This window comes from Streptomyces sp. NPDC060049, from assembly GCF_042736715.1.
GTDB lineage: Bacteria > Actinomycetota > Actinomycetes > Streptomycetales > Streptomycetaceae > Streptomyces.
Genome location: NZ_JBHWVV010000001.1, coordinates 113746 through 134842, shown reverse-complemented (window position 1 = coordinate 134842; position 21097 = coordinate 113746). Strand labels below are relative to the sequence as shown.

19 protein-coding genes and 1 tRNA gene are annotated in these 21097 nt (G+C 71.7%); 9 read left to right on the top strand and 11 right to left on the bottom strand.

Annotation, left to right across the window (positions count from 1 at the left end):
- Positions 1–146: 146 nt before the first annotated feature.
- A complete protein-coding gene (locus tag ACFWBY_RS00535; RefSeq protein ID WP_385334727.1) occupies positions 147–935 on the top strand; it encodes a LuxR C-terminal-related transcriptional regulator in 789 nt (262 codons plus the stop codon).
- On the opposite strand, the gene ACFWBY_RS00530 is transcribed toward ACFWBY_RS00535, so the two are convergent.
- Positions 894–1391, bottom strand: coding sequence for a MarR family winged helix-turn-helix transcriptional regulator (locus ACFWBY_RS00530; protein ID WP_384659450.1), 498 nt, complete (start codon positions 1389–1391; stop codon positions 894–896). The genes ACFWBY_RS00535 and ACFWBY_RS00530 overlap by 42 nt on opposite strands.
- Positions 1392–1552: 161 nt before the next feature.
- Between ACFWBY_RS00530 and ACFWBY_RS00525 the strand changes: the two genes are divergently transcribed.
- Both ACFWBY_RS00525 and ACFWBY_RS00520 read left to right on the top strand, forming a co-directional pair.
- Entirely contained in the window at positions 1553–2431 is an 879-nt protein-coding gene (locus ACFWBY_RS00525) for a trans-aconitate 2-methyltransferase (protein WP_385334724.1), read from the top strand.
- Positions 2432–2433: 2 nt separating this feature from the next.
- Positions 2434–2811: a VOC family protein gene (locus tag ACFWBY_RS00520; protein ID WP_385334722.1), complete on the top strand. Its 378-nt coding sequence runs from the start codon at positions 2434–2436 to the stop codon at positions 2809–2811.
- A gap of 105 nt (positions 2812–2916) precedes the next feature.
- On the opposite strand, the gene ACFWBY_RS00515 is transcribed toward ACFWBY_RS00520, so the two are convergent.
- Together ACFWBY_RS00515 and ACFWBY_RS00510 are read right to left on the bottom strand one after the other, a co-directional pair.
- On the bottom strand, positions 2917–3591 hold the full coding sequence (locus tag ACFWBY_RS00515) for a TetR family transcriptional regulator (protein ID WP_374104435.1): 675 nt from the start codon (positions 3589–3591) through the stop codon (positions 2917–2919).
- Positions 3588–4568 carry an acyl-CoA desaturase gene (locus ACFWBY_RS00510; RefSeq protein WP_385334719.1) on the bottom strand — a complete coding sequence of 327 codons (981 nt, stop codon included), beginning with the start codon at positions 4566–4568 and terminating at the stop codon, positions 3588–3590. The genes ACFWBY_RS00515 and ACFWBY_RS00510 overlap by 4 nt, the downstream gene beginning before the upstream one ends.
- A 406-nt stretch (positions 4569–4974) precedes the next feature.
- Between ACFWBY_RS00510 and ppc the strand changes: the two genes are divergently transcribed.
- Complete coding sequence (ppc, locus tag ACFWBY_RS00505; protein ID WP_385334717.1) at positions 4975–7743, top strand: phosphoenolpyruvate carboxylase; 2769 nt, start codon at positions 4975–4977, stop codon at positions 7741–7743.
- 59 nt (positions 7744–7802) lie between these two features.
- Here ppc and pth read toward each other — a convergent pair whose 3' ends face one another.
- From pth to ACFWBY_RS00475, 6 genes are all read right to left on the bottom strand, one after another.
- Entirely contained in the window at positions 7803–8393 is a 591-nt protein-coding gene (gene pth, locus ACFWBY_RS00500) for an aminoacyl-tRNA hydrolase (protein ID WP_385334715.1), read from the bottom strand.
- Positions 8394–8484: 91 nt separating this feature from the next.
- Positions 8485–9066: a 50S ribosomal protein L25/general stress protein Ctc gene (locus ACFWBY_RS00495; RefSeq protein WP_385334713.1), complete on the bottom strand. Its 582-nt coding sequence runs from the start codon at positions 9064–9066 to the stop codon at positions 8485–8487.
- Positions 9067–9259: 193 nt separating this feature from the next.
- Positions 9260–10237: a ribose-phosphate diphosphokinase gene (locus tag ACFWBY_RS00490; protein ID WP_385334711.1), complete on the bottom strand. Its 978-nt coding sequence runs from the start codon at positions 10235–10237 to the stop codon at positions 9260–9262.
- Between the two features lie 133 nt (positions 10238–10370).
- On the bottom strand, positions 10371–11819 hold the full coding sequence (gene glmU, locus ACFWBY_RS00485; RefSeq protein WP_385334709.1) for a bifunctional UDP-N-acetylglucosamine diphosphorylase/glucosamine-1-phosphate N-acetyltransferase GlmU: 1449 nt from the start codon (positions 11817–11819) through the stop codon (positions 10371–10373).
- Positions 11820–11943: 124 nt separating this feature from the next.
- Positions 11944–12014: transfer RNA gene (locus ACFWBY_RS00480), tRNA-Gln, on the bottom strand.
- A gap of 11 nt (positions 12015–12025) precedes the next feature.
- Positions 12026–12886, bottom strand: coding sequence for a hypothetical protein (locus ACFWBY_RS00475; RefSeq protein WP_385334707.1), 861 nt, complete (start codon positions 12884–12886; stop codon positions 12026–12028).
- Between the two features lie 131 nt (positions 12887–13017).
- On the opposite strand from ACFWBY_RS00475, the gene ACFWBY_RS00470 reads away from it, so the two are divergent.
- Complete coding sequence (locus ACFWBY_RS00470) at positions 13018–14292, top strand: sensor histidine kinase (RefSeq protein ID WP_385334705.1); 1275 nt, start codon at positions 13018–13020, stop codon at positions 14290–14292.
- A 146-nt stretch (positions 14293–14438) separates the two neighbouring features.
- Positions 14439–15002, top strand: coding sequence for a hypothetical protein (locus ACFWBY_RS00465; RefSeq protein WP_385334703.1), 564 nt, complete (start codon positions 14439–14441; stop codon positions 15000–15002).
- Here the strand turns inward: ACFWBY_RS00465 and ACFWBY_RS00460 are convergent.
- Together ACFWBY_RS00460 and ACFWBY_RS00455 are read right to left on the bottom strand one after the other, a co-directional pair.
- Positions 14999–15508, bottom strand: coding sequence for an SUKH-3 domain-containing protein (locus ACFWBY_RS00460; protein WP_385334701.1), 510 nt, complete (start codon positions 15506–15508; stop codon positions 14999–15001). The two genes, ACFWBY_RS00465 and ACFWBY_RS00460, sit on opposite strands and share 4 nt — an antisense overlap.
- Before the next feature lie 5 nt (positions 15509–15513).
- Complete coding sequence (locus tag ACFWBY_RS00455; protein WP_385334820.1) at positions 15514–16047, bottom strand: YwqJ-related putative deaminase; 534 nt, start codon at positions 16045–16047, stop codon at positions 15514–15516.
- Between the two features lie 433 nt (positions 16048–16480).
- Between ACFWBY_RS00455 and ACFWBY_RS00450 the strand changes: the two genes are divergently transcribed.
- The 3 genes from ACFWBY_RS00450 (at position 16481) to ACFWBY_RS00440 (ending at position 21086) form a co-directional block, all read left to right on the top strand.
- The gene (locus ACFWBY_RS00450; RefSeq protein ID WP_385334699.1) at positions 16481–17488 is read left to right on the top strand and encodes an SMI1/KNR4 family protein; all 1008 of its coding nucleotides are present in this window, start codon (positions 16481–16483) and stop codon (positions 17486–17488) included.
- Positions 17489–17495: 7 nt separating this feature from the next.
- Positions 17496–20069, top strand: coding sequence for an SUKH-4 family immunity protein (locus ACFWBY_RS00445; RefSeq protein WP_385334697.1), 2574 nt, complete (start codon positions 17496–17498; stop codon positions 20067–20069).
- Between the two features lie 144 nt (positions 20070–20213).
- Complete coding sequence (locus tag ACFWBY_RS00440; RefSeq protein ID WP_385334695.1) at positions 20214–21086, top strand: DivIVA domain-containing protein; 873 nt, start codon at positions 20214–20216, stop codon at positions 21084–21086.
- The last annotated feature ends 11 nt before the right edge of the window (positions 21087–21097 follow it).

Genomic DNA, 21097 nt, shown 5'->3' with positions numbered 1-21097 from the left:
TGTTGATTCAGGGGTCGAGACAAGTCGGGTACGACGTCCGCTCCGGGGTAGTGCAGAGATGTCACGGCGGCGGCCGGGGCGCCTGCGGATCACCCGGTCCGGGCGCCGTACCCGCCGCCGTCCGTTCCCCGACCCTTGGGGGTTTTGTGGTCCGTATCCGGGTACTCGTGGTCGACGATCACCGCATCTTCGCCGAATCTCTCGCCGCCGCGCTCGCGGCCGAACCGGACGTGGACGTGTCCGCGGCCGGCAGCGGCCCGGCCGCGCTGCGCTGTCTCGAACGCGCGGCGGCCGAGGGCCGCCGCTACGACGTGCTGCTGGTCGACGCCGACCTCGCCGCCGTCGCCGGAGCCGTCCCCGCGCAGCGGGAGCCCGCCTCCGGCCCGTCGGCCGCCGCCGACGGGATCGCACTGGTGGCGGGCGTACGGGTGTCGCACCCCGGGGTCCGCACGGTCGTCCTCGCCGAGCGCGACGATCCGCGCCGGGCCGCCCTCGCGCTCCAGGCAGGGGCCTCCGGCTGGGTGGCGAAGGACTGCTCCCTCTCGCGGCTGCTGGCCGTCGTGCGCGGAGTCCTGCGCGAGGAGACGCACCTTCCGCCCGCGCTGCTCACCGGAGTCCTCCGTGAACTGACCGCCGCGCGCAAGCACCGTACGGACAGCGAACGGCTCGTGGAGTCCCTCACGCCCCGTGAGCTGGAGGTGCTGCGCTGCATGGTGGCGGGGCTGGGCCGCAAGGACGTGGCGGCGCGGCTGTTCCTCTCCCCGCACACCGTCCGCACCCACATGCAGAACGTGCTGGGCAAGCTCGGGGTGCACTCCACGCTCGCGGCCGTCGCCCTGGCCCGGCGGGCCGGGGTGCGCCCCGCGGACCTGCCGGGACTGCCAGGGGCGGGACTATCCGGGGAGGTTGTCGAACGGAGCGGTCAACTGGCGTAGCAGCGCCGCGAGATCGCCGCGCTGGGTGCGCGAGAGCTGGGCCAGGATCGCCCGTTCCTGGGCCAGCAGCCCGGCGAGCGCCTGGTCGGCCCGGTCGCGGCCCTCGGGCGTCAGGCGGACCAGGACCCCGCGCCGGTCGTTGGGGTCGGGCAGCCGCTCGACGAGGCCCTTCTTGGCGAGCCGGTCGATGCGGTTGGTCATGGTGCCGGAGGTGACCAGAGTCTGCGTCAACAACTGTCCGGGGGAGAGCTGGTAGGGCGCGCCGGCCCGCCGGAGCGAGGTCAGCACGTCGAACTCCCACGGCTCCAGGCCGTGCTCGGAGAAGGCCAGTCTGCGGGCCCGGTCGAGGTGGCGCGCGAGCCTGCTGACGCGGCTGAGCACCTCGAGTGGTTCCACGTCGAGGTCAGGGCGTTCCCGCCGCCATGCCGCAACCAGTCGGTCGACCTCGTCCTCCATGCGGATCAGTGTAAAGGGTCTGTCGATGTGAAGTCTCTTCAAATCAAGTATCTCGATATCATGTATCTTGATATCGAGATATATTTTCGTCGTCCATGGGGCATGGAGGGGGCCGGAGCAGCTTCCGCTTCCGATCGCACCGCCCGCAAGGAGGCTCGAACATGCATTCCGATACCGCGTCGGCCAGGACACCGGCGTCGACAACGGCGAGCGCCACCCCCACCGCGCCCGCCGCCCCCCTCTGGGACCCGCAGCAATACCTCCGACACGCCGGCCACCGAGCCCGGCCCTTCCTCGACCTCCTCGGCCGCATAGCCGAACTCCCCACCACGCCCGCCCGCATCGCCGACCTCGGCTGCGGCCCCGGCAACGTCACCGCACTCCTCACGGAGCGCTGGCCCGAAGCCCGCATCACCGGATACGACCTCTCCCCGGAAATGCTGCACCGCGCGAGCGCCGAGCACGCCGGCCCCACCCCGGGCGGCGGCTTCCTCGACTTCCACCGCGCCGACCTCGCCGACTGGCTCCCCGAGGAGCCCTACGACCTGATCGTCTCCAACGCCGCCTTCCAGTGGGTCCCAGGCCACGCCGGCTCCTTCGCCGCCTGGATCAACGGACTGCGCCCCGGCGGCACCTTCGCCTTCCAGATCCCCGGCAACTTCCACGCCCCCAGCCACCGGATCCTCGCCGACCTGTGCGACACCCCGCGCTGGCGGGCCCGCCTCGCCGGACACGGGGCGCGCTACATCCACATCCTCGAACCCGACGGCTACCTCGAGCGGTTCACCGAACTCGGCTGCGTCGCCGACGTCTGGGACACCACCTACTACCAGCTCCTCCAAGGCCCCGACCCGGTCCTCGACTGGGTCAAGGGCACCGCGCTACGACCCGTCCTGACCGCGCTCGGCGACGACCACGAAGCCGAGACCGCTTTCATCACCGAATACCGAAACCTGCTGCGCGAGGTCTACCCGCCGGGCCCGCGCGGCACCGTCTTCCCGTTCCGCCGCATCTTCGCCGTCGCCCGCAAGGAGGCCTGACCATGCTCGCCGCAGTCGACCACGTCCAGCTCGCCGCGCCGCCCGGCTCGGAGGGCCGGCTCCGCGCCTATTACACCGACGTCCTCGGCATGACCGAGATCCCCAAGCCGCCCGTGCTCGCCGCGCGCGGCGGCTGCTGGTTCGCCGCAGGGCCCGTACGGCTCCACCTCGGCGTGGAGGAGGACTTCCGACCCGCCCGCAAGGCACACCCGGGACTCAGGGTCACCGCCATCGAGGACTACGCGAACAGACTCCGCGAGCGGGGCGCCGAAGTCGTCTGGGACGACAACCTGCCGGGGCACCGCCGCTTCTACTCCGAAGACCCCGTCGGCAACAGGATCGAGTTCTCGCAAGAGCGCCGCCCGGACCCCCTCGGCTGACCTCGGGCCCCGCACGACGGCGCCCCGCCACCGGACCTCCGGTGACGGGGCGCCGTCACGCCTCCCGCCCAGACGCAATCCCGTACGGAACTGCGCACGGCCGGATCAGCTCTTGCGGTGGCCCACCAGCCGCGGCTTCGCCTCGAGGTTCTCCAGCCCGTGCCAGGCCAGGTTCACCAGGTGCGCCGCCACCTCCGCCTTCTTCGGCCGGCGCGTCTCCAGCCACCACTGCCCGGTCAGCGCCACCATGCCCACCAACGCCTGCGCGTACAGCGGGGCCAGCTTCGGATCGAAACCGCGGGCCTTGAACTCCAGGCCCAAGATGTCCTCCACCTGCGTGGCGATGTCACTGATCAGCGAGGCGAACGTGCCCGTCGACTGGGCCACCGGGGAATCCCGCACCAGGATCCGGAAACCGTCCGTGTAGTTCTCGATGTAGTCCAGCAGCGCGAACGCCGCCTGTTCCAACAGCTCCCGCGGATGCCCGGCCGTCAGCGCGCCCGTCACCCCGTCCAGCAGCTGGCGCATCTCCCGGTCGACGACGACCGCGTACAAGCCCTCCTTGCCGCCGAAATGCTCGTACACCACCGGCTTGGAGACCCCGGCCTTCGCCGCGATCTCCTCCACCGAGGTGCCTTCGAAACCCTTCTCGGCGAACAGGATGCGACCGATGTCCAGCAGTTGCTGGCGCCGCTCGGCGCCCGTCATCCGGACCCGGCGGCCACGCCTGGGCTTGTCGCTGCTGGAACTGCTGCCGTCGATCGCCACGCCCCCCATCATGCCGCGTTCGACGCTTCTTCCTTGCGCCGGGCGTCGATGCGGTCCGCGGACGGCCACCGCACGTCAGACGCCCATCCCAGCTGTTCGAACCAACGGATCAGCCGGGCACTGGAGTCGACCTGGCCGCGCAGCACACCGTGCCGGGCCGAGGTCGGGTCGGCGTGGTGCAGGTTGTGCCAGGACTCACCGCACGACAGCACCGCCAGCCACCACACGTTGCCCGAACGGTCACGCGACTTGAACGGGCGCTTGCCCACCGCGTGACAGATCGAGTTGATCGACCACGTCACATGGTGCAGCAGCGCGACCCGCACCAGCGAGCCCCAGAAGAACGCCGTGAACGCACCCCACCACGACATCGTCACCAGACCGCCCACCAGCGGCGGGATCGCCAGCGAGAAGATCGTCCAGAAGATGAAGTCCCGCGAGATCCGCCGGATCGCCGGATCCTTGATCAGGTCCGGGGCGTACTTCTGCTGATCGGTCTGCTCCTCGTCGAAGAGCCACCCGATGTGCGCCCACCACAGGCCCTTCATCAGCGCCGGGAGCGTCTCGCCGAACCGCCACGGCGAATGCGGGTCGCCCTCGTGGTCGGAGAACTTGTGGTGCTTGCGGTGATCGGCCACCCAACGCACCAGCGGACCCTCCACCGCCATCGACCCCATGACCGCCAGCGCGATCCGCAGCGGCCGCTTCGCCTTGAAGGAACCGTGCGTGAAGTACCGGTGGAAGCCGATCGTGATGCCGTGGCAGGCCAAGAAGTACATGAACACCATCAGGCCCACGTCCAACCAGCTCACCCCCCAGCCCCAGGCGAGCGGAACCACGGCCAGCAACGCGAGGAAGGGGACGGTGATGAACAGCAGCAGCGCGATCTGCTCGACGGACCGCTTGCTCTCACCGCCCAAGGTCGCAGACGGAACGGACGCGTCGGAAGACGACGGGGCGTCCCCGATCACGTCGGGACTGATGGTCATGGAGGTCCCCTGAGGGTGAGGGTGTCGGCAGGCGCGCCGCCCGGCCACGCTCCCTACGGACGCGTAACCTACGGCAACGTAAGTATGGCAAAGGTCCCGCACGCGGCAAGAGGACCGCGCCCGCCACCGTGTCCCGCCCCCCGCCCGCACGGACCCACCGGCCCGGCCGCCCCCGCGACCGTCCCGCCTGGTGACACACCGGGCAGGACACGAGGACGGGCCACCTATCCTGGTCTCGTCGGACAGCGCGGTCCGCACGGGCAGCCCGAGCTGCGCACCAGTGGGAACCCCTCCCCGGACACCTCCCAGCCATCGCCGGCGAAGAGACCCGGAAGGGCCTCATTCCGCGCGCAAAACCGGAGCCCACCTCCCAGTAGCGCTCGAAACACTGCAAGGAGCCGCACCTGTGAGCAGTGCCGACCAGGCCCACTCGACCCACGCCGACGCCGCGACCACCGCCGGCGCCGCCGCCAACGCCGAGCTGCGCGCGGACATCCGCCGCCTCGGCGACCTCCTCGGCGAAACCCTCGTACGCCAAGAAGGCCAGGACCTCCTCGACCTGGTCGAACGCGTCCGAGCCCTCACCCGCACCGACGGCATCGCGGCCGCCGCGCTGCTCGGCGACACCGACCTGGAGACCGCCGCCAAGCTCGTGCGCGCCTTCTCCACCTACTTCCACCTCGCCAACGTCACCGAACAGGTGCACCGCGGCAAGGAACTGCGAGCCCACCGCGCCGCCGAGGGCAGCCTGCTCGCCCGCACCGCCGACATGCTCAAGGACGCCGACCCCGAACACCTGCGCCAGACGGTCAAGAACCTCAACGTCCGCCCCGTCTTCACCGCACACCCCACCGAGGCGGCCCGCCGCAGCGTCCTCAACAAGCTCCGCCGCATCGCCGCACTCCTCGAAGAGCCCGTCGCCGGCGCCGGCGAACGCCGCCGCCACGACCTGCGCCTCGCCGAGAACATCGACCTCGTCTGGCAGACCGACGAACTGCGCGTCGTCCGCCCCGAACCGGCCGACGAGGCCCGCAACGCCATCTACTACCTCGACGAACTCCACGCCGGCGCCGTCGGCGACGTCCTCGAAGACCTCGCCGCCGAGCTCCAGCGCGTAGGCATCGAGATCCCCGCCGGCACCCGCCCCCTCACCTTCGGCACCTGGATCGGCGGCGACCGCGACGGCAACCCCAACGTCACCCCCGACGTCACGCGCGACGTACTGATCCTCCAGCACGAACACGGCATCAGCGACGCCCTCGAACTCATCGACTACCTGCGCGGCCTCCTGTCGAACTCCATCCGCTACACCGGAGCCACCGAAGAGCTCCTCACCTCCCTCCAGGCCGACCTCGAACGCCTCCCCGAGATCAGCCCCCGCTACAAGCGGCTCAACGCCGAAGAGCCCTACCGCCTCAAGGCCACCTGCGTCCGCCAGAAGCTCGTCAACACCCGCGAACGCCTCGCCAAGGGCACCCCCCACGAGGAAGGCCGCGACTACCTCGGCACCGCCGAGCTGCTCACCGACCTCACCCTCATCCAGACCTCCCTGCGCGAACACCGCGGCGCCCTCTTCGCGGACGGCCGCATGGACCGCACCATCCGCACCCTGGCCGCCTTCGGCCTCCAGCTCGCCACCATGGACGTACGCGAACACGCCGACGCCCACCACCACGCACTCGGCCAGCTCTTCGACCGCCTCGGCGAGGAATCCTGGCGCTACGCCGACATGCCCCGCGACTACCGCGGCAAGCTGCTCGCCAAGGAGCTCCGCTCCCGCCGCCCCCTGGCGCCCACCCCGGCGCCCCTCGACGCCGCCGGACAAAAGACCCTCGGCGTCTTCGGCGCCATCAAGGACGCCTTCGAGAAGTTCGGCCCCGAGGTCATCGAGTCCTACATCATCTCGATGTGCCAGGGCGCCGACGACGTCTTCGCCGCCGCCGTCCTCGCCCGCGAAGCGGGCCTCATCGACCTCCACGGCGGCTGGGCCAAGATCGGCATCGTCCCGCTCCTGGAAACCACCGACGAACTCAAGGCCGCCGACGTCATCCTCGACGAGATGCTCGCCGACCCCTCCTACCGCCGCCTGGTCTCCCTGCGCGGCGACGTCCAGGAGGTCATGCTCGGCTACTCCGACTCCTCCAAGTTCGGCGGCATCACCACCAGCCAGTGGGAGATCCACCGCGCCCAGCGCCGGCTCCGCGACGTGGCCCACCGCTACGGCGTCCGCCTGCGCCTCTTCCACGGCCGCGGCGGCACCGTCGGCCGCGGCGGCGGCCCCTCCCACGACGCGATCCTCGCCCAGCCCTGGGGCACCCTCGAAGGCGAGATCAAGGTCACCGAACAGGGCGAGGTCATCTCCGACAAGTACCTCGTCCCCTCCCTGGCCCGCGAAAACCTGGAACTGACCGTCGCCGCCACCCTCCAGGCCTCCGCGCTCCACACGGCACCGCGCCAGTCCGACGAGGACCTCGCCCGCTGGGACGCGGCCATGGACACCGTCTCCGACGCCGCGCACGCCGCCTACCGCGAACTCGTCGAGGACCCCGACCTGCCGGCGTACTTCTTCGCCGCCACCCCCGTCGACCAGCTCGCCGACCTCCACCTCGGCTCGCGCCCCTCGCGCCGCCCCGACTCAGGCGCCGGCCTCGACGGCCTGCGCGCCATCCCGTGGGTCTTCGGCTGGACCCAGTCCCGCCAGATCGTCCCCGGCTGGTACGGCGTCGGGTCCGGCCTCAAGGCCCTGCGCGAAGCCGGCCAGGGCGACGCCCTCACCGAGATGGGCGAGCGCTGGCACTTCTTCCGCAACTTCCTCTCCAACGTCGAGATGACGCTGGCCAAGACCGACCTGCGGATCGCCCGCCACTACGTCGACACCCTCGTGCCCGAAGAGCTCAAGCACGTCTTCACCCGCATCGAAGCCGAACACGAACTCACCGTCCGCGAAGTCCTGCGCATCACCGGCGGCGAGGAACTCCTCGACTCCAACCCGGTCCTCCAGCAGACCTTCGCGGTCCGCGACGCCTACCTGGACCCGATCTCCTACCTCCAGGTGTCCCTGCTGGCCCGCCAGCGCGCCGCCGCCGCACGCGGCGAGGAAGCCGACCCGATCCTGTCCCGGGCCCTCCTCCTCACCGTCAACGGCGTCGCCGCCGGCCTGCGCAACACCGGCTGAGACCCGCGCCGCACGCGGAAGGGGCCCGCGCACCACACGGTGCGCGGGCCCCTCCCGTCTCAACTGTTGTACGAGGACTGCGCGCGCTCCAGCCCCTCCTGGACCAAGCACTCCACGGCATCCGCCGAACGGTCCACGAACCAGTCCAGCTCCTTGCGCTCCGTGGAGGAGAAGTCCTTCAGCACGAAGTCCGCGACCTGCATCCGGCCGGGCGGACGCCCGATACCGCAACGGACCCGGTGGTAGTCCGGACCCATGGCCTTCGTCATCGACTTCAGACCGTTGTGGCCGTTGTCCCCGCCGCCCAGCTTCAGGCGCAGCGTCGGATAGTCGATGTCCAGCTCGTCGTGCACCGCCACGATCCGCTCCAGCGGCACCTTGTAGAAGTCCCTCAGCGCCGTCACCGGACCACCCGACAGGTTCATGAACGACATGGGCTTGGCCAGCACCACCCGCCGGTTCGCCGGCCCCGGCGGACCCATGCGGCCCTCGACCACCTGCGCCCGGGCCTTGTGCGCCTTGAACTTCCCGCCCATCCGCTCCGCCAGCAGGTCGGCCACCATGAAACCGATGTTGTGGCGGTTCCCCGCGTACTCCGCCCCCGGATTCCCGAGGCCCACGATCAGCCAGGGCGCCGCGTCGTCCGACATCAAAAGCTCCTTATACGAAGACGACCGCCGTCCCGCTCCAGTGGAGCCGGACGGCGGTCGTTCAGCAAGTGCTGAGAGGCAAGGGCGAGGCTCAGGCCTCGGTACCCGCGGCCTCGGCGGACGGCTCCTCGGCCTGCGGGGCGACGACCTGCAGGACGGCGATGTCACCGTCGACGGCCAGCGTGGTGCCGGCCGGCAGGACGAGGTCCTTGGCCTGGATGGTCGCACCGGCCTCGAGGCCCGCGATGGACACGGTGACCTCGGTCGGGATGTGCGTGGCCTCGGCCTCGACGGAGATCGTGTTCTGGAGGGTCTCCAGCATGTTGTTGCCCGCGGCCAGCTCGCCCTCGGTGACGATCGCGACGTCGACCGTGACCTTCTCGCCCTTCTTGACGATCAGGAAGTCGACGTGGGAGATCGAACGCTTCAGCGGGTGCTTCTGAACGGCCTTCGGGATGACCAGCTCGGTGCCCTCGCCCGCGATGTCCAGGGAGATCAGGACGTTCGGGGTGCGCAGCGCCAGCTGAAGGCCGTGGCCCTCGACGTTGACGTGCTTCGGGTCGGTGCCGTGACCGTAGATGACGGCGGGGACCAGGGCGTCGCGACGGGCCTGACGGGCAGAGCCCTTGCCGAAGCTGGTGCGGGTCTCGGCGGAAAGCTTGACCTCGGACATGCTCACTCCTCGTGGGGTGACGGAAATGGACGGCAGTCACCCGGCCGGAACACGGCCTGCTACGAAGAGCGCGTCGATAACGGAGCGCCGGTACCCGTCGAAAACAGGTACGGCCTCCCTCGCCGAGCAACTCGAGGAGTGTACCCGGCGGGAAGGCCGTACCCAAAAAGGATCTAGCGCGCTACCGCGGCAGCTACTGCTGCTCCTCGAACAGGCTGGTGACCGAGCCGTCCTCGAAGACCTCGCGCACCGCACGGGCGATCATCGGGGCGATCGACAGCACCGTGATCTTGTCGAGCTCCAGGTCGGACGGGTCCGGCAGGGTGTTCGTGAACACGAACTCGCTGACCTTGGAGTTCTTCAGACGGTCGGCCGCCGGGCCCGACAGGATGCCGTGCGTGGCCGTCACGATGACGTCCTCCGCGCCGTGCGCGAAGAGCGCGTCGGCCGCGGCGCAGATCGTGCCACCCGTGTCGATCATGTCGTCGACCAGGACGCAGACGCGACCCTTGACCTCACCGACGACCTCGTGGACCGTCACCTGGTTGGCGACGTCCTTGTCGCGGCGCTTGTGCACGATCGCCAGCGGCGCGTCCAGACGGTCGCACCAGCGGTCGGCCACACGCACACGGCCGGCGTCCGGGGAGACGATCGTCAGCTTCGTGCGGTCGACCTTCGCACCCACGTAGTCCGCGAGGACCGACAGGGCCGAAAGGTGGTCGACCGGACCGTCGAAGAAACCCTGGATCTGGTCCGTGTGCAGGTCGACCGTCAAAATACGGTCCGCACCGGCAGTCCTCAGCAGGTCCGCGACCAGACGCGCCGAGATCGGCTCGCGGCCCTTGTGCTTCTTGTCCTGGCGGGCGTACCCGTAGGACGGGACGATCACGGTGATGGAGCGTGCCGACGCGCGCTTGAGCGCGTCGATCATGATCAGCTGCTCCATGATCCACTTGTTGATCGGAGCCGTGTGGCTCTGGATCAGGAAGCAGTCCGCGCCACGAGCAGACTCCTGGAAGCGGACGTAGATCTCGCCGTTCGCGAAGTCGAAAGCCTTGGTCGGCACGAGGCCGACACCGAGCTGGTGCGCGACCTCCTCGGCCAGCTCGGGGTGGGCGCGGCCGGAGAAGAGCATCAGCTTCTTCTCGCCGGTCGTCTTGATCCCGGTCACAGCACTGTCTCCTCAGACGTGGGAAAGCTGCTCGCCCCCATGTGCGTCCGTCCCGCACACGGTGAGCCAGCCGAATTGCGTGCACCTATCACGGTACGCCGTCTCGGGCGTAGCCGTTTCCGGTCAGTTCACCTCAGCGTTCGTCGGAGTCCTCGTGGACCGCCGACTGAGCCGCAGTCGCGGCGGCACTTCCCGGACGCTTGCGGGCCACCCAGCCCTCGATATTCCGCTGCTGGCCACGGGCCACAGCCAGGGCGCCGGGCGGCACGTCCTTCGTGATCACCGATCCGGCCGCCGTGTAGGCGCCGTCCCCGATGGTGATGGGAGCCACAAACATGTTGTCCGAACCCGTCTTGCAGTGTGAGCCGACGGTCGTGTGGTGCTTGTGCTCACCGTCGTAGTTCACGAACACGCTGGCCGCGCCGATGTTCGTGTAATCGCCGATCGTCGCGTCACCGACGTACGACAGGTGCGGAACCTTGGTGCCCTCGCCGATCGTGGCGTTCTTCATCTCCACGTACGTACCGGCCTTGGCCTTGGCGCCCAGGTTCGTGCCCGGACGCAGGTACGCGAAGGGCCCCACGGTCGCCGACTCGCCGACGACGGCGGTGTCCGCCACGGTGTTGTCCACCCGCGCACGCGCACCGACGTACGTGTCCTTCAGACGGGTGTTGGGGCCGACCTCAGCCTCGGCGCCGACGTGTGTGGTGCCCAGCAGCTGCGTACCGGGGTGCACGATCGCGTCCTGGCCGAAAGTCACCGTCACATCGACGAGCGTGCTCGCCGGATCGACGACCGTCACGCCCGCGAGCATCGCCCGCTCCAGCAGACGCGCGTTCAGCAGCGCGCGGGCCTCGGCGAGCTGCACCCGGTTGTTGATCCCGAGGATCTGCCGGTGGTCCGCGCCCACGGCCGCGCCCACGCGGTGGCCGGCCTCGCGCAGGATGCCGAGCACGTCGGTGAGGTACTCCTCGCCCTGGCTGTTGTCGGTGCGGACCTTGCCGAGCGCGTCCGCGAGCAGGGCGCCGTCGAAGGCGAACACCCCGGAGTTGATCTCGCGGATCGCGCGCTGGGCGTCGGTGGCGTCCTTGTGCTCCACGATGGCGGTGACCGCGCCGGTGTCCCCGTCGCGGACGATGCGGCCGTAGCCGGTGGAGTCCGGCACCTCGGCGGTCAGCACGGTGACGGCGTTGCCGTCGGCCTCGTGCGTCGCGGTCAGCGCGGCCAGGGTCTCGCCGGTCAGCAACGGGGTGTCGCCGCACACGACGACCACGGTCCCGGCCGGCCGGTCGCCGAGCTCTTCGAGGGCCATCCGGACGGCGTGCCCGGTGCCGTTCTGCTCGTACTGGACCGCGGTGCGGACGTCGGCGTCGATGCCGGCGAGGTGCGCGGTGACCTGCTCGCGCGCGTGCCCGACGACGACGACGAGGTGCGCGGGGTCCAGCTCGCGGGAGGCGGCGACGACGTGACCGACGAGCGAGCGCCCGCTGATCTCGTGCAGAACCTTGGGTGTGGCCGACTTCATGCGGGTGCCTTCGCCCGCTGCGAGTACGACGACGGCTGCCGGGCGGTTGGCGCTCACGGGTGTGCCCTTCGGCTTCGGGTGGTGGACCCGTGAAGGATACCGGTGGGCCGGACCCCGGAAACGAGGCCGGGTCCCGACCGAGAAGGTCAGGACCCGAAGTTGAGCCGTCGTGCGGTGTGAGCTCCCGGAGAAGGATTCGAACCCTCATTCAATGGACCAAAACCATTTGTCCTGCCCTTAGACGATCCGGGATGGTTCGCCACTTATGCCCGATTCGACTGATCGAACTGCGTCGCAGCCCCTACTATGCCGCACCACCAGCCTTCGATGCGACGGTACAGACCGGCGCTTTGGAGCACGCGCACCACGAGGCAACCGTGGTAGCCCTCGCCGGTGTTCTTCCGGATCGTTTTCGGGTTGTGCCGCTTGAGTGTCGTCTTCAGGAACTGCTCCGGTGCCACCCCTACCAGGTCCGCCCAGAACCTCTCCGCGTCGGCGATGTCGGCCGTTTCGTGGATCGTGACGGCGAACCGGAGCTGTTCGTCCTTCACTCCGAGGAGGCGCAGCCAGGCGAGGTAGACACTCACCATTCCGGGGTCGCTGTTCACGAAGATCGCACGTTCGCGGCGCGCGTACGCCTTGTCCTTGCTGCCCTCGGACCAGTAGAGGCCGACGCCCACGAGGAAGAGGTCGCGGTCCGAGAGTCGGCCGATCTCGGCGGCTGCGTCCAGCTTGACCTGACGGCGCTCCTCGTCCCTGATCTCCAGCGTTCGTTCCCACCCTCGCCGCGCGATGGCGGACGACTCCTCCGTGGTGCGTCGCCGCTCCGGCTTCGGTAGGTCGCGGACCCAGAGGGAGATCGAGCTCTTCGAGCAGCCCAGCTCGATCTGGATCTGGTCGTAGGTGAGGCCCTCGAGGCGGAGCGCGCGGGCTTGGTCGCGGAGGTCGTCCTTGGCGTTCGGGCGCTTCGTCCACGGGGGTGGGGGCTCGCCCTGGAGGAGGCGGTTGAGGATCTCCCCGTTGAAGACCTGGAGGCGGTCGCGGATCTCGCGGCGGCTGAGTCCTTCGCGGCGCAGGGCGACGGCCTGTTCGCGCAGTCCCTCGAAGTCGGAGTATTTGTTCATACGGGAAGCATTGTCCGGAATATGGGATTCCGGTCTCGGTCCGCGGGCTATTCAGCCGTACGTGCGATTGCCGTTGGTTCGCGGGAATTTCGCTGGCCCGTGTGCTGGGGGCCCTGCGTACGCTGGTCGGCATGACCAGTACGGGGGAAGAGCGGAACGCCGCCGGGGCCGGGCGGGACGGGCCTTGGTGGTGGGCGCGGCGGCGGGACGCCGTGGCGGACGTGGTGCTCGGCGGGGTGTCCGCCGTCGAGTGCGCTTGGGAGGGGACCTGGTTCGCGCGCGAGACCGGGATCCCGGTGGTCGCGGGGGTGCTGTTCGGGTTGGTGGTGGGGGCCACGCTCGTGCTGCGGCGGCGCTGGCCGATCGCCGTGGTGCTGGTGGGGATCGCCGTGTCGCCCGCCGCGATCGGGTTCCTGCTCGGCGTGGTCGGGCTGTACACGCTGGCGACCTCCGAGGTGCCCCGGCGGATCACCGCCGTCCTCGCCTCGATGTCGCTGGCCGCGACCTTCGTGGTGATGTACCTGCGCACCCGCGGGGACGCGGAGGCCGGGAGCACGCTGGTCGTGCTGCTGTCCGTGTTCGTGGCGGTGGCGCTGACCGTGCCGCCGGTGCTGTTCGGGCTGTACATAGGGGCCCGCCGGCGGCTCATGGAGAGTCTGCAGGAGCGCGCGGACTCGCTGGAGCGGGAGCTGTCGCTGCTCGCGGACCGGGCGGAGGAGCGGGCCGAGTGGGCCCGTACGGAGGAGCGGACCCGGATCGCGCGGGAGATGCACGACGTGGTGGCCCACCGGGTGTCGCTGATGGTGGTGCACGCGGCGGCCCTGCAGGCGATCGCCGTGAAGGACCCGGCGAAGGCCGTGCGCAACGCCGCGCTGGTGGGGGACATGGGCCGTCAGGCGCTGACGGAGCTCCGGGAGATGCTCGGGGTGCTGCGGGCCGAGGCGCCGAAGCCGAAGCCGGCGTCCGCGCCGCTGGTGCTGGCGCTGGGCTTGGCGGGAGGCCTGGAGGACGGGCCGACGCTGCGGGAGCTGGAGGCGCTGGTCGGGCAGTCGCGGGCGGCCGGGATGGCGGTGGAGCTGGATGTGCGGGGTGTGGGGGAGCCGTACGCGGCCGAGGTGGAGCAGACGGCGTACCGGGTGGTGCAGGAGGCGCTGACCAACTGCCACAAGCACGCCGCGGGCGCGCGGGTCGTCGTACGGCTGGCGCACCGGGAGGGGGAGGTGGCTATGCAGGTGGAGAACGGGCCGTGTGACGGCAAGGTCGCCGAGCCGGGGCTGCCGAGCGGCGGGAACGGGCTGGTCGGGATGCGGGAGCGGGTGCTCGGGCTGGGCGGGGTGTTCGTGTCGGGGCCGACGGACGAGGGCGGGTTCAGGGTCTCGGTGGTGCTGCCGGGAGGGCGGGGGTAGGCCGTCTGCGGAAGGGACGGGACAGGGGCGTGCGGCGGGGTGGGCGTGGGGCTCCGGGGGTGGCATCGGCGGAGTTCGAGGGGTGGTCGGGCGTGCGGAACCCCGATGCGGCGGCGGGCGGGCGGGTTTACCGGGAGGATGTGGCGATGGACAGGGGGAGGGAGGCGGGGATGACGGTGGGCTGGGATCCGGTGGCCGAGCTGACGGGCGAGGACCGCAAGCTGTTCCAGGGGCGGTGGGAGAAGCGGCTGTGGCTGAACGTGCCGGGCCCCTTCTACACGGGGGAGACGGACACGTGCTGGACCGGGCGGCTGAACGCGCCGGACAACGTGATGTACGCGGCGAGCAGTGAGCACGGCCTGGAGTACGTGTTCCGGCAGCCCCGTGATCCGGGGGAGGTCCGCCAGGTGGTGGAGGCGGCCGACGAGGAGCCGTTCCAGGAGTACGCGTGCGACGGGGACCTGTGGTGGACGCCGGCCGCGGTGCGGCGGTGGTGGGCCGAGCGGGGGCGGGTCGAGGAGCACGTGGCGCAGACGCTGGCGGAGTACGAGGGGAGCGTCCACCGGGCCGACCGGGACGCGGCGGCGGGGGCGCGGCACTTCCGGGCGTATGTGGCGGGCGGGCTCGCCGGTGATCTGAGGGCGTATCTCTTCCGGCTGGAGGAGGGCCGCTACCCCGTGGCCGGGGAGCGGCTTCCGGAGCTGGGTTAGCCGGTGGTCAGGCGGGTCGGCTGGAGGCCGGTCAGGAGGAGGGTGAGGGCCTCGTCGAGGTTGGCGCCGAGGTACCAGTCGCCGGTGTGGTCGACGCAGTAGATCCGGCCCTCGCGGTCGAGGGCGAGGTGGGAGGTTCCGTCGGCTTCGATGCCGAGGGGGCAGAGCTGGGTGGAGAGGGCGCGGCCGAGGTCGGCGAAGGTGCGGGCGAGGTGGAGGCCCGTGAGGGGGTCGAGCCGTATGGAGGTCGGGGCGATCTGGCGGCCGGTGCCGGGGGCGGTGATCGTGAGGTTGCCGAATTCCGCCCATGTTTCGACGGCTGCGGGGAAGACGGTGTGGCGGTGTCCGGCGGGGGTGGTGTGGTCGCGCAGGGCGTCGGCCCAGTATTCGGCCTGCTTGATGTCCCAGCGGCCCGGTTCCCATCCGGCGGTGCGCAGGGCGGAGTCGACGGCGACGGGGAAGCGGGCGGCGGAGGAGCGGTCGTAGGAAGCGGATGCGGTGGTCATGGCGGCTACTCGGGGTGGGTGAGGTCGACGGGGCGTACGCCGAAGTGGGCGAGGAGGGCCTCGCAGGAGCGGCACGGGGGTGCGTAGGTGCCGTGGAGGGGGTCGCCGTCCTCGCGGATGCGGCGGGCGGTGATCTTGGAGTGTTTGAGGGAGCGCCGGGCCTCGCTGGGGGTGAGGGGTTTGCGTGAGGCGCGTTTGCTGCGGGAGCCCTCGACCGCGGTGAGGTGGCGGGAGAGCAGGATCGCTTCCGGGCAGCGGCCGGTGAAACGTTCGCGCTGGCCGCTGGTGAGGGTGTCCAGGAAGTCTTGGACCAGGGGGTGCAGTGCGGGGGGCTGGTCGGCCTTGCCGGCGGTGCCGGTGAGGGTTTCGCCGCGTACGGAGAGGGCGGCGCCGACGGTGGGGAGGATGCCGTCGCGGCGGAAGCGGAGGGTGGGGACGGTGGGGCGGCCGTCGTCGCTGCTCCAGCGCAGGCGGGGGTCGCCGGGGCCCGGGCCGTTGCCGTGTGCGGGGTCGGTGGCGGGGCCGTGGGCGGTGGCTATGGCACCGGTTCCGGTGCCGGCGGTCGCGGTGTCCGTGCCGGGTTTGGCGGGGTGGTCGCCGGTGGGGCCGGCGCCGTGGGTCTGTGTGGGGACGGTCACTGGGGTGCCGGTTCCGGTGGGGCCCGTGGGGCCTGTGGTCCCGGCGGGTCCGTGGGGTCCCGACGCGGCGTCGGCCGCGTCGGCGCGGGTGGCCGTGTTCTGCATGGTTGCGCTCTCCCTCCCGTGGCTGCGGCGGTGAACCGCTGTCGCACGCCCCCGTGCTGCGGGGACAGCCTGTCAAATGTCCGCGGACATGTGGAAGCGGGGTCGAATATTCGTATCAATTCGGATGTTCCCGGCTGTCGCGGGGGTGCCCCGCTCGCGCGCGGGTGAGGCCCTTGCCGGAGCACATAGGCTGTGGTGAACCAGCCAGATCCAGCAGGGGGCTACCGCCATGACGACAGGTCGGCTCGGGCAGCAGGCCGCGCCACCCAACGCCGCTTATTCGGGGCAGGTCGTGCATTTCCCGGACCCCGTCCGGGCAGCGCGCCATCCTCACGGGGTCCGCGTCGACGCGAACGGGCATCCCGATTTCGCGCCCTACGCGCGGGCGGCGGTGGAGATCGCCGAACCGCCCGAGGGCTTCGGCGTGGACGAGCTGCGCCTGACGGACTGCGTGTCCGCGAACGCCGCGATGCGGGCGACCGGCCACGAACTGTGGGACACGGTCGGCCCGGTGGCCACTCCGCACGGCTGGACCTGGCACCACGTGTCCGGTACGCGCCGGATGGAGCTGGTACCGGTCGAGGTGAAGGCGCTGCTGCGACACCACGCGGGGCTGGCGACGGCGGCGGTGGACCACGAGAAGCGCGGGACGCGGCCGCTGCAGGAGGTGCGGCCGGTGCACCTGGGGCTGCCGAAGTCGGTGGTCTCGGTGTCCGAGGCGCAGGTGCAGGGGGTCGAGGAGGATCTCGGCTTCCGGCTTCCGGAGGCCTACCGCTCGTTCCTGAAGGCGGCGGGTGGCTGCGCGCCGGTGGGCGTGGGGCTGGACGTGGCGCTGGGCGTGCTGGTGGACCAGCCGTTCTTCACGGTGCGCGAGGAGGCGGCGGTCAACGACCTCGTCTACGTCAACAAGTGTCTGCGGGACCACCTGACGAAGGACTACTTGTGCGTGGCCTTCGCGCAGGGCGGGCTCGTCGCGGTGAAGGTGCGGGGCGAGTCGCTCGGCTCGGTCTGGTTCTCGCCGTACGACGACGCGCGCGACCGGGACGGCTGGTCGGTGCAGGAGCGCGTGGAGCGGTTGCTGCTGCCGTGCGGTACGGATTTCGATGCCTTCCTGGAGCGGCTGGCGGGTAATCCGCCGGAGCTGGAAACGGTGGCCGGTCTGATGGTGGACGGCGGATTCGCGCGTGCGGTTCCCGTGACGGGTGCCGCGCCGGCTTCGGCGCCGGCGGAGGGGTGACGGCTCGATGGTGACGTTTGCGCAGGCGCAGGAGCGCGCCGAGGAATGGATCAACGGGGACGTGCCGGCCTACCAGCACCGCGAGGTGCGGGTACGGGAGTTCGGCCTGGGTTTCGTGGTGTGGGCCGAGGACCGGGCGGCCGGGCCGGTGTCCGGTGCGGGCCGGCATCGGCTGGTGATCGCGCGGGACAGCGGTGAGGTGACGCTGTGGCCCGGTCTGCCGGTGGGTGAGGTGATCCGCCGCTACGAGGAGGAGTACGGGGCTTCGGCCGCGCAGGCCGAGGCTTCGGTGCCGGTGCCGCGGATCGACTCGGAGCAGACCTCTTTCATGCTGAGTCCGCCGGAGTGGCTGCAGGAGGCGGCGGACCGGGCGGGGATCCCGGCGGCGCCGGTGGCGCAGGCCTCGCCGGCGGATCCGGTTGTTCCGGTCGTTCCGGTTGTCGCGGTGGAGCCGGCCGCTCCGGCGGTGGCCGTTGCCTCGGAGCCGGCCGCGGAGCCGGTGCCGTTGCGGCGCGGGGGCGAGGCGGCGTACGAGCCGACCGCTGACGACGGGGTTCCCGTCGGGGCCACGCCGTGGGCCGGGACCGATGTGAACCCCGGTGCGGACTCGGTGTCCGTGCCGTTGCCGGCGACGGTGTTCGCGCCGCCGCTGTCCGGGTCGGACCTGGAGGATGCCCCGGCGCCGTCGGGGCCGGGCCCGGAGGCGCGCACGACGCTGATGCCGAGGGGCAGTGAGCTGCCGAAGACGGCTGTCGCGCCCGCGCTGGACCTGAACGCGGGACGGCCCGGACCGGGCCCGGCCGAGGGTTCGGGGGCGGCTTCGGGGGCGGCTTCGGGGGCGGACCAGGGCTTCGGCTCTAGCCAGGGCTCCGGCTCCGGGCAGGGTTCCGCGGCCGGTGCCGTTGCCGGCTCCCGTCCCGGCTCCGGTTCGCCTTCGGGTGACATCGCCGACGCGCCGACGAGCAAGGCCCGGGTCAACCGGCCGGCCGCCTCCGGGCCCGTGACGCCGCCGGGTCCGCCCGGCGCTCCGGGCTCCGGTGCGCAGTCCCCTTCGTACGCCGCCACGATGCTGGCGAGCCCCGGCGGGCCGCAGCAGCCCGCTCCTCCCGGTCCGCCCGGCGCTCCGGGTGCGCCCGGCGGCGGGCTGGACCACGCGGCGACGATGCTGGCCGGTCCGGCGGTCACCGGGCAGCCGCCCGCGCCTCCCGGTCCGCCCGGCGTGCCCGGCGAGTCCGGCGGGCGCGGAGCCGCGTACGCCGCCACGATGCTGGCGAGCCCCGGCGGGCCGCAGCAGCCCGCTCCCCCCGGTCCGCCCGGGGTTCCGGGAGCCGGGCAGCAGCCCGCTCCCCCCGGTCCGCCCGGTGTGCCCGGCGGCGGGCTGGACCACGCGGCGACGATGCTCGCGGGTCCCGGCGTACCGCGGCCTCCCGGTCCGCCCGGGGCGCCCGGTGCGCCCGGCGGCGGACTGGAGCACGCGGCGACGATGCTGGCCGGTCCGGCGGTCACCGGGCAGCCGCCCGCGCCTCCCGGCCCGCCCGGTCCCGCGCCGCAGGGCCCGGGTCCCGCGCAGCGGGCGCCCGTACCCGCGCCGCAGGACATGGGCGTGCCCACCGTCGGACCCGGCTACCAGGCCGTACTGCGCTACCGCGCGCCCGACGGCTCGGAGCAGCAGCTCATCCGCCGCTCCGCGCCCGGCACCCCGCACCCGGAGTGGCAGATCCTGTACGAGCTGCGGGCGATGAACGTGCCGCCGCAGCAGGTGCTGGAGCTGCACACGGAGCTGGCGTCGTGCGAGCTGCCCGGCGGCTACTGCGCCCGGATGATCCGGGAGACCTGGCCGCAGGTCCGGATCACGAGCGTGGCTCCGTACGGGACGGACCACGCGGGCCGCCAGCAGGGCATGAGGCACCTGTTGACCCATCAGGGTGAGCTGCACCAGGTGGCGGACGGCCCGGCGCGCCCCGCGCCGGTGCGTGCTCCGCTGCCGCAGGTGCCGCTGCAGCCGGCGATCCCGCTCGACGCGATCGCGCAGGAACTGGCGGGGGCGTTCGGGCCGCAGGGCGTTTTCCGCTTCGAGCAGCGCGCGGTGTCACGGCAGGGTGTGCCGGAGATCGTGGCGCAGACCTTGATGTGGTCGGGTCTGCCGGTCGATTTCGGGCCGTTCTTCTGGGCGCAGGCGGTACCGGGTGCTCCGCTGCCGACGCTGGCCGAGCTGGCGGCGCAGCGGCAGGTGCAGCCGGCGTCGGACGCGGGCTCGTACCTGGTCGTGGGCAGCGACTTCGGCAAGGCGCTGTGCGTGCAGTACGGGACGGCGCACATCGTGGCGGTGCCGGTCGAGGCAGGTCCGGGGGGTGCTCCGGTGCCCCCGCAGTTCGTGAACTCCTCGCTGCCGCAGTTCGTGCGGTCGCTGGCGATGCTGGGTCACATGTGGCGGCTGCGCCAGCATCTGACGCCGGAGCAGGCGGGCCGCTGGACCGTCGATTTCCAGGCGAATCTGGTGGGGCTGGACAGTGCGGCTCTGGCGTCGCCGGAGAACTGGTGGTCGGTGCTGCTGGAGCAGATGTGGGACGGACTGCTGTGATCCGTACCTGATCGGCGGTGATCCGTGCCGCTCGCGCGTGGCCGGGTCGGGACCCTTGAAGGGGGTTCCGGCCCGGCCATTCGGGCTTCTGGGAGCAAATGGCGCATCCTTGACAGGAATCCCCGCGAGAGAGGCGCTTCCAGCATGAGTGCACCCTTTACGACCGTGCGCGGCCGCGGCTACCGGATGGAAGAGGTGGACCGGTACCTCGCGCGGCTGGCGGGGAGCCGGGACGAGGCGTGGGAGCGGGTGGCCCGGCTGACGGTGCTGGCGAAGCGGATGGAGGCGGAGGCCGAGCGGCTGCGCGCGGAGGTCTCCGGGCTGGCCCCGCAGATGTACGACGAGCTGAGCGAGCGCGCCCGCCGGATCCTGCTGCTGGCCCAGGAGGAGGCCGAGACGCTGCGGGCGGACGCGCGGGCGGACGCGCTGGAGGCGGCCGGAGCGGCCGAGGCGTACGCCGACCGGGTGGCGCGACTGGCCCGCACCGATGCGGAGGCGGTCCGCGAGCAGACCGAGGTCCGGGCCCGGCAGGGGCTGTTGCGGGCGGGCCGCGAGGCGGACGAGGTGCGGGCGGAGGCGCGGGACGACGCCGCGGCGTGGCGGTCGCAGGCGCAGGCGGGTCTGGCGGAGGCGGCGCGGCGGGCGGAGGCGCTGCTGGCGGAGCGCGAGCAGGAGCACGCGGAGCGCTGGGAGGCCTCGGAGCGGGAGCTGGCGGAGCGGGAGGCGGATGCGCGGTCCCGGCACGAGGAGTTGGAGCGGTACGCGCAGTCCCGGCTGGCGGAGGCGGGGCGGGCGCTCGCGCAGGCGCAGGAGGCTGCGCGGCACGGTCAGGAGGATGCGGAGGCGCGGGGTGCGGAGCTGATCGCCGGGGCGCGGGTGGAGGAGGAACGGGTCGGCCGCGAGACGGAGCGGATCCTGCGCGAGCACGCGGAGTCGCAGGACGAGATGCGGGCCCACATGGACCACGTCCGCTCCAGCCTCGCGGCTCTGACGGGCCGCGCTCCGGCGGAGGGCTGACGGCTGCTCGG

Bases quoted from the DNA above. Each gene is read 5' to 3' on its own strand.
- ACFWBY_RS00530 (WP_384659450.1), bottom strand. From the start codon at position 1,391: ATGGAGGACGAGGTCGACCGACTGGTTGCGGCATGGCGGCGGGAACGC.
- ACFWBY_RS00525 (WP_385334724.1), top strand. From the start codon at position 1,553: ATGCATTCCGATACCGCGTCGGCCAGGACACCGGCGTCGACAACGGCG.
- ACFWBY_RS00520 (WP_385334722.1), top strand. From the start codon at position 2,434: ATGCTCGCCGCAGTCGACCACGTCCAGCTCGCCGCGCCGCCCGGCTCG.
- ACFWBY_RS00515 (WP_374104435.1), bottom strand. From the start codon at position 3,591: ATGATGGGGGGCGTGGCGATCGACGGCAGCAGTTCCAGCAGCGACAAG.
- ACFWBY_RS00510 (WP_385334719.1), bottom strand. From the start codon at position 4,568: ATGACCATCAGTCCCGACGTGATCGGGGACGCCCCGTCGTCTTCCGAC.
- pth (WP_385334715.1), bottom strand. From the start codon at position 8,393: ATGTCGGACGACGCGGCGCCCTGGCTGATCGTGGGCCTCGGGAATCCG.
- ACFWBY_RS00495 (WP_385334713.1), bottom strand. From the start codon at position 9,066: ATGTCCGAGGTCAAGCTTTCCGCCGAGACCCGCACCAGCTTCGGCAAG.
- ACFWBY_RS00475 (WP_385334707.1), bottom strand. From the start codon at position 12,886: ATGAACAAATACTCCGACTTCGAGGGACTGCGCGAACAGGCCGTCGCC.
- ACFWBY_RS00470 (WP_385334705.1), top strand. From the start codon at position 13,018: ATGACCAGTACGGGGGAAGAGCGGAACGCCGCCGGGGCCGGGCGGGAC.
- ACFWBY_RS00465 (WP_385334703.1), top strand. From the start codon at position 14,439: ATGGACAGGGGGAGGGAGGCGGGGATGACGGTGGGCTGGGATCCGGTG.
- ACFWBY_RS00460 (WP_385334701.1), bottom strand. From the start codon at position 15,508: ATGACCACCGCATCCGCTTCCTACGACCGCTCCTCCGCCGCCCGCTTC.
- ACFWBY_RS00450 (WP_385334699.1), top strand. From the start codon at position 16,481: ATGACGACAGGTCGGCTCGGGCAGCAGGCCGCGCCACCCAACGCCGCT.
- ACFWBY_RS00445 (WP_385334697.1), top strand. From the start codon at position 17,496: ATGGTGACGTTTGCGCAGGCGCAGGAGCGCGCCGAGGAATGGATCAAC.
- ACFWBY_RS00440 (WP_385334695.1), top strand. From the start codon at position 20,214: ATGAGTGCACCCTTTACGACCGTGCGCGGCCGCGGCTACCGGATGGAA.